Origin of the sequence: Amycolatopsis circi (assembly GCF_003385235.1) — a bacterium.
Lineage (GTDB): Bacteria > Actinomycetota > Actinomycetes > Mycobacteriales > Pseudonocardiaceae > Amycolatopsis > Amycolatopsis circi.
Window position 1 is genome coordinate 19,057 of record NZ_PQIA01000111.1, and the last position, 13,138, is coordinate 32,194.

The window sequence follows — 13,138 nt, forward strand, 5'->3', positions numbered from 1 at the left end:
ATACGGGCATGGCGATCCTGCGAACCACTCCTGGCGGACGACCGAGCGTGAAACTCGAACGGACTCTGGCCCATCCGCCGGAGAAGGTGTGGCGCGCGGTCACCTCGCCCGAAGAGCTGGCGCACTGGTTCCCGGCGGCCGTCACGTTGCCGGAGACCCCGGCGCCGGGCGGGAAGATCACGTTCACCTTCACTGAGACCGGGGACGTCAGCGAGGGCGAGATCCTCGGCTACCAGCCGCCGGAGGTCTTCGAGTTCACCTGGAACTGGGACCTGATCCGGATCGAGGTGTCGGCCGACGGCGCGGGCAGCAAGCTCGCCTTCACGCACGTCTTCAACCGCGGCGAGCCGGACATCGCGCTGCTCGGCGCGGGACGGCACGTCACCGGCTGGGTCGCCTGCCTGGATTCCCTCGAAGCCACGCTGGACGGCCGGACGCCGGAGATGCCGACCGACTGGCACGCGCGGATGGTGCACTACATCGAGGAATTCGGCCTGGAGGACGGCGAAGTCCTGGACGGCGGGACGATCCGTTTCCGCCGCGACCTGGTCTGGCCGCCTGCCGAGGACGTCTGGCAGCGGCTGCCCCAGCCGGAAGACGGGGCGGAGGTGCTGGAGTCGCGGTCGCCGGAGGTGCTGGCGTACACCTGGCTGCACGACGGGAAACCGGCCGGGCGGGTGCGGTGGGAAGTGACCGCGGACCCGCTGGACGGCGTGCGGGTGGAGCTGACCCAGACCGTTCCGGAGGAGCTAGCGGATCTGTTGCCAGACCTGCTGACGGCGCGGCATGAGCAGCTGAACGCGTTGTTCGCCGGGACGTTCGGGGTGGAAGTGGAGCCGTGGGGCGAGGAGCGGAGGGCTGAGGCGCGGGGGCGGTATGGGTCGTGAGTGTCTATGCCGGTTCTAATACTCCAGCTGTAGTTCGTGATCTTGCTGGAGGGGCCGGTGAGATGGGTGCGGCCACCGCGTGATCATGGGTGTTTGTGAGGACAACTCAAGATCATGTGGTGGCCGCGGCTGCCAGCGTAGACCCTGCGGGGTGGCAGTCGCTGCTGGGCGAGATGCTGCTGCGGATCGGGCATCGGTTCGTGCGGGTGGAGTCGCGTCGGCGGGCCGGGCGGTTCGTGCAGGGGCTGCTGGCCGGGCTGGCGCGGGTGAACTGCTGGACCGTCGCTGAGCAGGTCGGAGACCGGGCCCCGGACGGGATGCAGAACCTGCTCTCGCGCGCGACATGGGACGCAGACGGGGTCCGCGACGACCTGCGCGAGGTCGTGGTCGAGCAGCTGGGTGTCGAGGATGCGATGCTGGTCATCGACGAGACCGGTGACCTGAAGAAGGGCGTCGAGTCGGTCGGGGTGCAGCGGCAATACACCGGCACGGCGGGACGGATCGAGAACTCGCAGATGTCGGTGTTCCTGGTGTATTCCACCCCGGCCGGGCACACGTTCATCGACCGCGAGCTCTACCTGCCCGAAAGCTGGGCAGAGGACCAGGCACGGCGGGACCGGGCCGGAGTGCCCGCGCAGACCCTGTTCACCACGAAATCCCGGCTGGCCTTGGCGATGATCGCTCGTGCGCTGGAGGCGGGAGTCCGGGTGGGGTGGGTGACCGGGGACGAGGCCTACGGCAAAGACGCCGCCGGCCTGCGCGATCCGCTCGAGGCCCGCGAACAGGCCTATGTGCTGGCCGTGGCCTGCGACCACCGCGTTCCCGGGCCGGGCGAGGAGAGCGTGCGGGCCGATGAGCGCGCCGCCGCGCTGCCGAAGCGGGCCTGGCAGAAGCTCTCCGCCGGGGCCGGCGCGAAAGGCCGCCGTTACTACCTGTGGGCCCGGCTGCGGCTGCATCCGGCAGGCAAGACCGGATACCACTGGATCTTGATGCGCCGTAACCGGCGGACCGGGGAAACGGCGTTCTACCGCTGCTACAGCCCCGCCGGGTCGCGCTGGCCGACCTCGCGCGCGTCGCCGGGCGGCGCTGGACGATCGAGGAGGCCTTCCAGACCAGCAAAGAACTCACCGGCCTCGACGAGCACCAGGTCCGCACCTGGACCTCCTGGTACCGCTGGACCACCCTGGTCATGTTCGCGCACGCCTTCCTCGCCATCGCCACGGCTCAGGCTCGCAGCACACCGTCGGCCGAGGGCCTGATCCCGTTGACACGCAACGAGATCAGACACCTCTACGCCCAGCTCATCCTGCAACCAGCACGCAAGATCATCGACATCCTGGCCTGGTCCGCCTGGCGCCGACGACACCAACACCAAGCCCGCCAAAGCCACTACCAGCGACGACACCAGCAACCAACGCCCAATCACGAACTACAGCTGGAGTACTAACCGGGATTAGCACTCACGAGCCCCCCTACCCCAGCGCAGTGTTATACGGCGAAAACCGCACCTCCGCCGACCCCGGCAACGCTTTCCCGCGCAGCACCAGCCGCGGAGCCGGACCGTGGACCGCCAACCCACGCGCCTCGCACCACGCCGACAGCTCCGGAAACCGGTGGTCCACGGCCAGCCGGAGGTCGCCGGACGTGGTGCGGGCGATGCCGCGGATCAGCGCGCGGGCCTGGTCCTCGTCCGCGGCCACCACCGGGCCGATGGCCAGCACCCCTGCTTGCGCGGTGCCAAGCGCGTAACCCTCGTCAGTCACGTGGACGTGGTCGGCCTCAAACAGCATGCGGTTCAACAACTCCCGCCGCGCGAAGCCTTGCGACGCACTGTCCAATTCGTACACTCGCGCCACGTCCGCCGGACCGATCGGCCGCGCCGCCGGACCATCGTCGTCGGTGAACCGGCCACGATGATCGTTGCAGCCGCCGTCGAACTCGAAGCCCATCGATTCGTACAGCGAACGCGCGTTTTCCGTGGTGTGCAAGGACACGACGGCGTCCCCGGCTTCGTCGAGCGCCTGCGCCGTCACCCGTCGGCCGAGCCCCTGCCGCGCGAACCGCTCCGCGACGACGACCATCGAGACGCTCGCGGTCGGCCCGGTCCGGGTGAGCACCGCCGCCGCGGCGAGGCCGCCGTCCGGAGCGTCGATGCCGAATCCGCGGCCGACGTCCAGCAGCATCGCCCATTTTCGTTCTTCGCGCGGCCACCCGCGATCGGTTCCGAGGTCGAGGCAAGCGGACAGGTCGGCGGGCCCGAGCGAGCGGACCGAGGCGTCGGCGAGCAGCACGGTCCCCACCCTAGGCCGGAGAGCTGCCGCGGTGGTCGGCTCGACGCCGAAAATTCAACTGCCGCCCGGCATAGGCTTCGCTGGTGACCGACTCCGAAGTGCTGACCGTCCAGCAGGTTCTCGGCGACGGCCGGTTCGCCGAAGTGCGGCTGACCGAGACCGATTCCCGCACGGGTTAGGTGGCCGTCGGGGGTGCGCTGGGACGTCCGCTGTGGGCCGGGCACACCGTGGCGAGTTCGCCCGGCCCGACCGCCTGGAACCGCGTGCGTGTCTACCGCGCCGACACGCTCGAATGTGTTCACCTGATGAGCCTGCATTGGCCGGTCAACGCGCTGGCGTTCCGCGACCTCTTTGGTGAAGGACCGCCGTGAGGTACTGCAGGTCGGCGGCGTCGCTGCGGACACGTCGAACCGGTCCAAGGCGTGTTCGTCGACGACTCGATCGTCCACGCCACCGCGATCCACAACGGGGCCGGACTACAGCCCGGCAACGCCTGCGTAGTCCGCCGCTCCTATCCCGACGGAAAGCCCAGTGGGTCTTCACCGCCGACCACCCAGGTCACCGCGATAGACGCCGTCGGGTACCCCGTCGGCACGCTGGACGGCCGCGTGCTGGTCTGCGAAACAGTGACAAGGGAGTCCTACGCCACACGCGCGGCAACCGCGCAGTAGCTAAGCTCCGCCACATGAGCAGTGCGACGCAGCCGCTCGGGACGCCGCCCGAGGGAGAACCGGACATCCACACGACGGCCGGCAAGCTCGCGGATCTCTACCGCCGCTACGACGAGGCCGTGCACGCCGGTTCGGCGCGCGCGATCGAGAAACAGCACGCCAAGGGCAAGAAAACCGCCCGCGAGCGGATCGACCTTCTGCTCGACGAGGGCTCGTTCGTCGAGCTGGACGAGCTGGCGCGGCACCGCTCCACGAACTTCGGGCTGGAGAAGAACCGCCCGTACGGCGACGGCGTCGTCACCGGGTACGGCACCGTCGACGGACGTCCGGTGTGCGTGTTCAGCCAGGACGTCACCGTCTTCGGCGGCGCGCTCGGCGAGGTCTACGGCGAGAAGATCGTCAAGGTGATGGACCTGGCGATCAAGACCGGCCGTCCGATCATCGGCATCAACGAGGGCGGCGGCGCGCGGATCCAGGAAGGCGTCGTGTCGCTCGGCCTGTACGGCGAGATCTTCCGCCGCAACACCATGGCCTCCGGCGTCATCCCGCAGATCTCGCTGATCATGGGCGCGAACGCGGGCGGCCATGTCTACTCCCCCGCGCTCACCGACTTCGTCGTGATGGTGGACGAGACGTCGCAGATGTTCATCACCGGACCGGACGTCGTGAAGACGGTGACCGGCGAGGACGTCACCTTCGAGGAACTCGGCGGCGGGCGCACGCACAACACCAAGTCGGGCGTCGCGCACTACCTCGGTTCCGACGACGAGGACGCGATCGCCTACGTCAAGGAACTGCTCTCCTACCTGCCGCAGAACAACCTGTCCGAGCCGCCGGAGTTCGACGCGGACGCGCCGCCTGCCGGGTTCTTCGAGAACGTCACCGACACCGACCGCGAGCTGGACACGCTCATCCCGGACTCGCCGAACACGCCGTACGACATGCACGAGGTCGTCACCCGCGTGCTCGACGACGGCGAGTTCCTCGAGGTGCACGAGCTGTTCGCGCCCAACATCCTGGTCGGGTTCGGCCGGGTTGACGGCCAAAGCGTCGGCGTCGTCGCGAACCAGCCGACGCAGTTCGCCGGCTGCCTCGACATCGACGCGTCCGAGAAGGCCGCCCGGTTCGTGCGGACCTGCGACGCGTTCAACATCCCGGTGCTGACCTTCGTGGACGTTCCCGGCTTCCTTCCCGGCACCGACCAGGAGTGGAACGGCATCATCCGCCGCGGCGCGAAGCTGATCTACGCGTACGCGGAGGCGACCGTCCCGCTGATCACGGTGATCACGCGCAAGGCCTACGGCGGCGCGTACGACGTGATGGGTTCCAAGCACCTCGGCGCGGACATCAACCTGGCCTGGCCCACCGCGCAGGTCGCGGTGATGGGTGCGCAGGGCGCGGCGAACATCGTGCACCGCAAGACGCTGGCCAACGCGGCAGCGGAAGGTCGCGATGTCGATGCGTTGCGCGCGGACCTGATCCAGGAATACGAGGACACGCTGCTGAACCCGTACGCGGCGGCCGAACGCGGCTATGTCGACTCGGTGATCGTGCCCGCGCACACCCGCGGTCACGTCGCCAAGGCGCTGAGCCTGCTGCGCACCAAGCGCGAATCGATGCCGCCCAAGAAGCACGGCAACATCCCCCTGTGAGGCCGAGATGACGGACGCTCCCCTGCTCCGCGTGGTCCGCGGCAACCCGGACGACGCCGAACTCGCCGCGCTCACCGCGGTGGTGGCCACTGCCGCGTCGCTGGCGGCACCTGCTCCGACGCGGCGTCGTACGTCGTGGTGGGGCGACCGGGCCGCGGCGGTGCGCGCGCCTCTGGCGGCTGGTGACGGGGCCTGGCGCGCCTCGTCGTTGCCTCGCTGAAGTCCTCGTGCGTGTTGGCGCCGGTTAGAACCGGCGCCAACACTCACGACCACCTGCGGGATCCGAACCAGTTCCCGGACGGGCGGCCGGCCAAAAGTACGTCGATCGGCATCAAGAACGCCGAGGGCGAGTACATCGCGGCGCTGTGTCTGAACCTCGACGTCTCGGTGCTGTCGCCGCTCAGGCACACGCTGACCAACCTGGTCGCTACTGATGCTGCGCAGCCCGGCGTCGTGGAAGATCTGCGCTCCCGGACCTCGCGTGAGCTGCGGGAACTGATCGAACGCGCGGCCGGGGGCAGCCCGCGTTCCCTTTCCCGCGAGGCCAAACGAGACCTGGTCCGCCGGCTGCGCGACGAGGGATACTTCGAATCCCGCGACGCCGCCCAGGTCATCGCCGACCTGCTCGGCGTATCCCGGGCGACTGTCTACAACTACGCGAAATGAGCACGTCGATGACCGAAATCGTCCTGCGCGACAGCCCTGAACTGACCGCGCCCGGCGGGCATTACTCGCACACCGCGCAATACGGCGGGATGGCCTTCGTCTCCGGACAGCTGCCCATCACCAGCGACGGGACCCGGCTGGTGGACGAGCCGTTTGCCGTGCAGGCTAAACAAGTTCTGGCCAACGTCGACGCGTGTCTCGCCACTGCGGGCACGAGCCGCGATCGGCTGTTGTCGGTCACCGTCTACGTGACCGACATGGGCGACTGGCCGGAGTTCGACGGGATTTACCGTGCCTGGATTGGCGAGCATCGCCCGGCGCGTGCGGTCGCCGGATCGAGTACCCTCCACTTTGGAGCGAAGGTCGAGGTGCAGGCAATTGCCGCCGTCTGAGGAAACCCTGGCTGACCCGGACACGCCGTTCGCCGTCGTTGAGCTGTCGCGCGCCCAGCGCAACGCCGAATTTTTAGCGCAGCGAATGCGCGAACTCGGCGTTTCCCTGCGCCCGCACACGAAAACGGCGAAGGCGTTGCCCGCGACCGCGTTGATGCACGGCGGTAAACCAGGTCCGATCACAGTGTCGACGCTGGCCGAAGCAGAAGCCTTCGCCGACGGCGGGTACACCGACATCACGTACGCGGTCGGCATTGACCCGCACAAGCTCCCGCGCGTGATAGCGCTGCTGCGACGGGGAATCACCGTGCGTGTGCTGCTGGACAGCGTCGCACAGGCCGCTGCGGTAACCGCCGCAGCGCGCGAAGCCGGGGTACGCATTCCGTCGCTGATCGAGGTCGACTGTGACGGTCACCGTGGCGGCGTACTGCCCGAAGACCCCGCGTTGCTCGCCATCGGACGACAGCTGCCCGACTGTCTCGACGGCGTCCTCGTACACGCCGGTGAGTCCTACTTCGCGACAACCGCTGCAGCACAACGCGAAGCCGCCGCGCACGAGCGTGACGTCGCTGTCGCTGCAGCACAACGCCTTCGCGACGAAGGTCTGTACGCGGGCACAGTCAGCGTCGGCTCCACCCCGACCGCGCACGCAGCCGACGACCTCACTGGCGTCACCGAAGTCCGCGCTGGCAACTACATCTTCTTCGACCTGGTGATGGCCGGGCTCGGCGTCTGCCGCGTCGAAGACCTTGCGCTGTCCGTGGTCGTCACAGTGATCGGACACCGCCCCGAGCACGGCTGGATCCTCACCGACGGCGGCTGGATGGCGTTGTCGCGAGACCGAGGCACCGCGAACCAAGCCGTCGACCAGGGATACGGCCTGGTCGCCGACCTCGATGGCACCCTCGTACCCGGCCTCGTGGCGACCGGCGCGAGCCAGGAACACGGAATCCTCACCGCCCGCGACGGACATCCGCTGCCCAAACTGCCGATCGGCACCCGTCTGCGCATCCTGCCCAACCACGCCTGCGCCACCGCCGCGCAACACGACAGCTACCGAATCGTGGAGAATGGCCGCCTCACCGACACCTGGCGACGGATGAGCGGCTGGTGACTCAACGCCCGCGCTGCGCCCACTCCGGAGCGTCCGCACCCGCGTGCGCCAGCAGCTCCTTCCGGGTGATCGAGCCGAGCGGGCCGACTCCGCGCAGCAACAGGTAGTCGCCCGCGTCGGCCTGGTCGTGCTCGATTTCGACGTCCTCGGCGTGGTAGCTGTCCGTCCAGACGATCCGGACCTGGCAGCCGCCGTTCTGGGTGAGCGCGTGCACCTGCTGGACGGTCGCGAGCCGCGCCATCGGTTCCGATTCCCAGCGCTGCTGCAGGAATCGCCAGCGCGAGGCCTGTTCGGCCGCGCGCAATCGTTGATCGAGCCCGCCGGCCCGGTCCCGGAAAATCCAGATAATCCCGGCCAAGACCGCGGCGGCGACAGCCAGCCCGACCAGCCACCAGACCGTTCCCATGTCTCCGGGAGCCTACTCGCGCCGGTGCTCCCGGAGGTATCGCTCAACCAGGCCATCCGTGAATTCCGGCGGCACCGGCGCGCCGGTGACCAGCACGCGGTAGTGGATCGGCCCGACGAGCTGCTCGACCGCGCTGTCCAGGTCGGCGTCCGACGGCAGTTCGCCGCGCGCGACGGCGCGTTCGAGCGGCAGCCGGTCGCGCGCGTGCTGGCCGCGGATGTGGTCCTCGCGCAGCCGTCGCGCCAGGACCGGGTCGTGCTGGGCCTGGCCGAGCAGCGTGCGGAACACCGCACCGGCGTCGGCGGTGGTCAGGAAGGACGCGATCGCGGCGAGGTGGGTGCGGAGGTCCTTGCGGAGGTCGCCGGTATCGGCCGGGGAGAGTTCCTCGACGAGGTCGTCGCCGAGGGCTTCGAGCAAAATGTCCACTTTGGACGGCCACCAGCGGTAGACGGTCTGCTTGCCGACTCCCGCCTTGGCCGCGATCCCCTCCATCGTGAGCCGGGCGAAACCGACCTCCACCAGCAGATCGTCGACCGCGTGCAAAACCGCGCGGCGCGCGTTCTCGCTGCGGCCGTAACGGTTCCCGTGATGCCGGCGCTCGCCGGGCTCAGTGACGTCGCCCACGTGAAGAAGTCTAGCCAAGACGCAACGTCTCGTCTAGCGTTGAGCGCACCAGCTCACTAGGGGGTTCTCAGTCATGTGTTCTGCGTGCGGGGTGCCGGCGCACCAACCCGAAGCCGAGGTTGCCCCCGCAGCCCCGCGCAAGTTCGCGGCGCTTTACAACAAGGACTGCCGTCCGTACCTGATCGGCACCGGCCTCGCGATGATGGCCGACAACATCGAGCACGTCATCACCTACTGGGTGCTGTGGGAGAAGTTCCAGTCGCCCGCGCTGACCGGGTTCGAGGTGATCAGCCACTGGGTGCCGTTCCTGCTGTTCTCGGTGTACTTCGGCGGGCTGGCCGACCGGCACGACTGCCGCCGGATCATCCAGGCCGCGCAGGTGCTGTTCATGGCGGTGTCCGCGGCGTGGGGCGTGCTGATCCTCACCAACACTCTCGAGGTGTGGAGTGCCTGCGTGCTGCTGATTTTGCACGGCTGCGCGGGCGCGATCTGGGGGCCGGGCGAGCAGCTGATGCTGCACGATTTCGTCGGTCCGGCCGAATTGCCGAGCGCGGTCCGGCTCAACGCCACCTTCCGCAGCCTCGGCATTCTCTTCGGCCCGGTCGTCGGTTCGGCGCTGCTGCTCGGACTCGGGCCGGTGGCGGGGATTTTCGTGAACGTCGCGTTCTACCTGCCGCTGACCGTGTTCCTGTTCCGCACGAAGTTCACCGGGCATACGCGAGACGGCGGAATCATCCGTCGGCCTCGGGTCGGACTGATGGATTCGGTCCGGATCCTGAAGGAAATCAGCGGGAACCCGACGATGGTCGGGATGATCATCCTCGCCGGGCTCGGCGCGTTCTTCGTCGGCGCTTCGATGCAGAGTTCGATGCCGATCTTCGCGCAGGACCTCGGCGCGGGCAGCGCCGGAACCGCGTACGGCGTGCTGTTGTTCGCCAACGGCGCGGGCGGTGTGATCGGCGGGATCCTGCTGGAGGCGACCGGAAAGATCAAACCGAACGTGCCCGCGGCGGTGATCAGCACGGCGGTCTACGGGATCTCGAGCCTGTTCTTCGCGTTGACCGCCAGCTACCCGATCGCGGTGGTGCTGCTGGTGATCGGCGGCGTGGCGAACCTGGCGTCGATGTCGATCGGCCAGACCGTCGTGCAGTTGCTGGCGAAACCGGAGGAACGCGGCCGGGTGATCGGCGTGTACAGCGTGTCCGCGAACGGTCTTCGCGCGGGCAGCGGATTCACCGTGGGGCTGCTGGGTTCCGCGGTCGGGGTGCACTGGTCACTGGGGCTCAGCGCGGCCGCGCTCACCGTCGGCACCGGGATCGCCGGTTGGTATTCGCTGGGCAGCCGCCGGGCTCGGCAGCTGCACCAGGTCACCGACTGATCCGGTCCCGGAGACGGACTGCCTCGTCCGCGGCCATTCCGGCGCGGACGAGGTAGTCGCGGACGTCGAAGCCTTCGAGGGTGGCCAGGACGGCTTCGCGGATGGTCGTTTGGCGGCGGGCCAAGGCTGCTTCGAGCAGGGCGGTTTGGTCCTCGACGCCTAGCGCCCGGTACAGCGGCAGGTCGGCTTCGGTCAGCGCTCGTAGCACGTTCGAGCAGCGTTCTGCTTTGCGGTCAAGGAAAACGCGGTTGAGCCGATCTCGGCCCGGGTTACCCGCCGACGACAACCCGCCCGTCTTTGCGGCCGCGAAAGGGCCGTCGAACAGGCGATCCCCGGTTTTTGTCGGTGGTCCTCGTTACGCTCTCCCCATCTCGCAGCACCCGTCACTGTCAGCCACGAGCTGCTCACCAGCGCAGATCACACTGGACCGCAGCTTGCTCCACACCGTATAGTCCACATGGAATAACCCACTTTAGGTCACTCAATTGGATCTCCTGGAGGAACACCGTCATGGTCGCGGCCAAGCTCACGGCGCTGAGCGTCGCCGTGCTCGAGCTGCTGCACGAGCGGCCGATGCATCCGTACGAAATGGCTCAGCTCATGCGGGAACGGCACGTCGAAGCCCGCGTGAAGCTCAAGGCCGGCTCGCTCTACCACACGGTGGATCGGTTGCAGCGTAACGGTTTCATCGACGCCGTCGAAACCCAGCGAGACGGCAGGCGGCCCGAGCGCACGGTGTACGCCATGACGGCCGCGGGCAAGGACGCCTTCCAGGAACGAGCCCGGCAAATGCTGGGCGACGTGGTGCCGGACTACAGCGACGTACTCAGCGGGCTCGCCGTGATCGACGATCTGGGGCGCGACGTGGCGCTGCTCGAACTGGAGCACCGCATCACCCGGCTGCGCGCGGCCGTGGCCTCCGACGAGGTGCTCATCGACCGGCTGGAATCCGACGGCACCCCCGACATTTATTGGCTCGACTTCCGCTACAGCGCGGCGCAGCGGAAGTTCGAACTCGCGTGGATCGAGCAGCTGTTCGCGGACCTCGACAGCGGCCGGATCCCTTTCCAGGACAAGAAACTCAAGCTCAAGGAAGACCATGAACGCAAGACCGATTAACCCGTGGGCGGCGCTCAGCGCGCTCTGCATCGGGTTCTTCATGATCCTGCTGGACACCACCATCGTGTCCATCGCGGTGCCCGCCATGCTGCAGCACCTCGGCGCCGGGCTGAACTCGGTGGTGTGGGTGATCAGCGTCTACCTGCTGACCTACGCCGTGCCGATGCTGTTCACCAGCCGTCTCGGCGACCGCTTCGGCCCGAAGCGCGTGTTCGTCGCCGGGCTCGTCGTGTTCACCGCGTCGTCGCTGTGGTGCGGCCTGTCCGGCAACGTCGAGATGCTGATCGCCGCCCGTGCCGTGCAAGGCCTTGGCGCGGCGCTGATGACGCCGCAGACGCTGGCGTTCATCAGCCACCTGTTCCCGCCCGCGAAGCGCGGTGCGGCGATGGGCGCGTGGGGCGGCGTGGCCGGCCTGGCCACGATCACCGGCCCACTGCTCGGCGGGGTGCTCGTGCAGCACCTCGGCTGGGAGTGGATTTTCTACGTGAACGTGCCGATCGGCGTCGTCGCCATCGCGCTCACGCTGTGGCTGGTGCCGGACTGGCAGCCGAAGCATTCGCACTCGTTCGACCTGCTCGGCATCCTGCTGTCTGCGGCCGGACTGTTCTGCATCGTGTTCGGTGTCCAAAATGGACAGCAGTACGACTGGGGCACGGTGTTCGGCGGCATCACGGTGTTCGAAATCATCGGTGCCGGAGTGGTGCTGCTGATCGCCTTCGTGCTGTGGCAGCACTACAACCGCCGCGAACCGCTGGTGCCGCTGGCAGTGTTCGCGAACCGCAACTTCTCCGCGGGCACGCTCACCGCGACCACGGTCGGCTTCACGATGACCGGCATGTTCCTGCCGCTGATCATCTACATCCAGACGGTGCTCGGCCTGTCCCCCACCATGGCCGGTCTGCTCACCGCCCCGATGTCGCTGCTGTCCGGCGTGATCGCTCCGTTCGTGGGCCGCGCCTCAGACCGGATCAACGGCAAGTACCTGGTCATGGGCGGCCTCGCCCTGCTGGCCGCCGGCGTGGGCATCATCGCGCTGCAAGCCCGTCCGGACACCAGCCCGTGGGCGCTGATCCCTGCCCTTCTGGTGTGCGGCCTAGGCGTCGGCTGCATCTTCTCCCCCATGAGCAACCTGACAATGGCGTCGGTCGAACCGCGACTCACCGGTACCGCTTCAGGCATCTTCAACACCGCCCGCCAGGTAGGCGGCGTCCTGGGCAGCGCCGCGATCGGTGTGCTCCTGCAGGCACGGATCAGCGCCTCGATCACCAGCGAGGCCGCGACCGCGGCCGCGCAACTGCCGGAGCAGTACCGCGTGCCGTTCACCGAAGGAATCGCCCACGCCGCCGCGTCCACCGGCGAGTTCGGCTCCTCCGGCGGCCCGGCCCCGATGCCCGGAATCCCCGCGGACATCGCCGCCCAAGCAGGCCGTCTCGCGAGTGAGGTAGTCCACAATGGACTCACCGACGCCGCCCGCGCGACGCTGATCCTGCCGGTCGTGGTGCTGGTACTGGGAGTCGTGTCAGCAGCGGCCCTGCGCCGAGTATCGCCCCGGCCGCACACCCCGGCACCGACCGCCCCGACCCCGGAACCAGCCCGATGACCGGCTGACCCCCGACGGCCCCGGCTGGACAGACCCAGCCGGGGCAGGGCAGGCAAGCCACGGCGACAGCCCGCTCCCAGCCCAGAGTGAGCAGAACGGCAGGGCTCGAACTCGCCAGCATCACTGCTGCGACGTTTCGGATGCGGCGCAACGCAATCCATCCGCGCGGCGATCTCCAGCTCTGCGCCAGCAAGCTTTCCCGATGCCCAGCAACATCGAGCCCGCCCAGGCACACTCTCCGCCCAATGCCAATTCGACAACCCTGGCGAGCGACCCCGTGCTCCAAGCGGGGCCCGGCGCAGTGCCTCCGCGCTCGCTTCCTGGCTCCAGCCAGGCAC

Annotated in this window: 15 protein-coding genes and 1 pseudogene; 12 read left to right on the forward strand and 4 right to left on the reverse strand. The window is 68.4% G+C overall.

Going from position 1 to position 13,138, the window contains the following annotated elements; translation table 11 throughout:
• The first annotated feature begins 8 nt into the window (after nt 1-8).
• Nucleotides 9-887, forward strand: a complete 879-nt coding sequence (locus tag D0D37_RS34515) for an SRPBCC domain-containing protein (RefSeq protein ID WP_116204779.1) — start codon at nt 9-11, stop codon at nt 885-887.
• A 173-nt stretch (nt 888-1,060) separates the two neighbouring features.
• Nucleotides 1,061-2,334: pseudogene (locus tag D0D37_RS34520) on the forward strand (IS701 family transposase).
• A gap of 25 nt (nt 2,335-2,359) precedes the next feature.
• Here the strand turns inward: D0D37_RS34520 and D0D37_RS34525 are convergent.
• Nucleotides 2,360-3,178, reverse strand: a complete 819-nt coding sequence (locus tag D0D37_RS34525) for a GNAT family N-acetyltransferase (RefSeq protein ID WP_244223781.1) — start codon at nt 3,176-3,178, stop codon at nt 2,360-2,362.
• 179 nt (nt 3,179-3,357) lie between these two features.
• Here D0D37_RS34525 and D0D37_RS34530 point away from each other — a divergent pair, with 179 nt between their 5' ends.
• The 7 genes from D0D37_RS34530 to D0D37_RS34560 are packed head-to-tail and all read left to right on the forward strand — an operon-like array spanning nt 3,358 to nt 7,673.
• Nucleotides 3,358-3,549: a hypothetical protein gene (locus tag D0D37_RS34530; RefSeq protein WP_116204781.1), complete on the forward strand. Its 192-nt coding sequence runs from the start codon at nt 3,358-3,360 to the stop codon at nt 3,547-3,549.
• Nucleotides 3,550-3,600: 51 nt separating this feature from the next.
• A complete protein-coding gene (locus D0D37_RS34535; RefSeq protein WP_116204782.1) occupies nt 3,601-3,849 on the forward strand; it encodes a hypothetical protein in 249 nt (82 codons plus the stop codon).
• Nucleotides 3,850-3,863: 14 nt separating this feature from the next.
• Complete coding sequence (locus D0D37_RS34540) at nt 3,864-5,501, forward strand: acyl-CoA carboxylase subunit beta (RefSeq protein WP_116204783.1); 1,638 nt, start codon at nt 3,864-3,866, stop codon at nt 5,499-5,501.
• A 7-nt stretch (nt 5,502-5,508) separates the two neighbouring features.
• Nucleotides 5,509-5,721: an acyl-CoA carboxylase epsilon subunit gene (locus tag D0D37_RS34545; RefSeq protein WP_116204784.1), complete on the forward strand. Its 213-nt coding sequence runs from the start codon at nt 5,509-5,511 to the stop codon at nt 5,719-5,721.
• Between the two features lie 11 nt (nt 5,722-5,732).
• Nucleotides 5,733-6,167 carry a helix-turn-helix domain-containing protein gene (locus tag D0D37_RS34550; protein WP_244223782.1) on the forward strand — a complete coding sequence of 145 codons (435 nt, stop codon included), beginning with the start codon at nt 5,733-5,735 and terminating at the stop codon, nt 6,165-6,167.
• Between the two features lie 8 nt (nt 6,168-6,175).
• On the forward strand, nt 6,176-6,559 hold the full coding sequence (locus tag D0D37_RS34555) for a RidA family protein (protein WP_116204796.1): 384 nt from the start codon (nt 6,176-6,178) through the stop codon (nt 6,557-6,559).
• Nucleotides 6,546-7,673 carry an alanine racemase gene (locus D0D37_RS34560; protein WP_244223783.1) on the forward strand — a complete coding sequence of 376 codons (1,128 nt, stop codon included), beginning with the start codon at nt 6,546-6,548 and terminating at the stop codon, nt 7,671-7,673. Before D0D37_RS34555 ends, D0D37_RS34560 begins: the two co-directional genes overlap by 14 nt.
• A gap of 1 nt (nt 7,674) precedes the next feature.
• Here D0D37_RS34560 and D0D37_RS34565 read toward each other — a convergent pair whose 3' ends face one another.
• A complete protein-coding gene (locus tag D0D37_RS34565) occupies nt 7,675-8,079 on the reverse strand; it encodes a hypothetical protein (RefSeq protein ID WP_116204787.1) in 405 nt (134 codons plus the stop codon).
• Between the two features lie 12 nt (nt 8,080-8,091).
• The gene (locus D0D37_RS34570) at nt 8,092-8,703 is read right to left on the reverse strand and encodes a TetR/AcrR family transcriptional regulator (RefSeq protein ID WP_116204788.1); all 612 of its coding nucleotides are present in this window, start codon (nt 8,701-8,703) and stop codon (nt 8,092-8,094) included.
• 73 nt (nt 8,704-8,776) lie between these two features.
• Between D0D37_RS34570 and D0D37_RS34575 the strand changes: the two genes are divergently transcribed.
• On the forward strand, nt 8,777-10,081 hold the full coding sequence (locus D0D37_RS34575) for an MFS transporter (protein WP_116204789.1): 1,305 nt from the start codon (nt 8,777-8,779) through the stop codon (nt 10,079-10,081).
• Here the strand turns inward: D0D37_RS34575 and D0D37_RS34580 are convergent.
• Complete coding sequence (locus tag D0D37_RS34580; protein ID WP_116204790.1) at nt 10,071-10,289, reverse strand: hypothetical protein; 219 nt, start codon at nt 10,287-10,289, stop codon at nt 10,071-10,073. The genes D0D37_RS34575 and D0D37_RS34580 overlap by 11 nt on opposite strands.
• A gap of 302 nt (nt 10,290-10,591) precedes the next feature.
• On the opposite strand from D0D37_RS34580, the gene D0D37_RS34585 reads away from it, so the two are divergent.
• Both D0D37_RS34585 and D0D37_RS34590 read left to right on the forward strand, forming a co-directional pair.
• On the forward strand, nt 10,592-11,200 hold the full coding sequence (locus D0D37_RS34585) for a PadR family transcriptional regulator (RefSeq protein ID WP_116204791.1): 609 nt from the start codon (nt 10,592-10,594) through the stop codon (nt 11,198-11,200).
• Entirely contained in the window at nt 11,181-12,800 is a 1,620-nt protein-coding gene (locus D0D37_RS34590; protein WP_116204792.1) for a DHA2 family efflux MFS transporter permease subunit, read from the forward strand. The genes D0D37_RS34585 and D0D37_RS34590 overlap by 20 nt, the downstream gene beginning before the upstream one ends.
• The last annotated feature ends 338 nt before the right edge of the window (nt 12,801-13,138 follow it).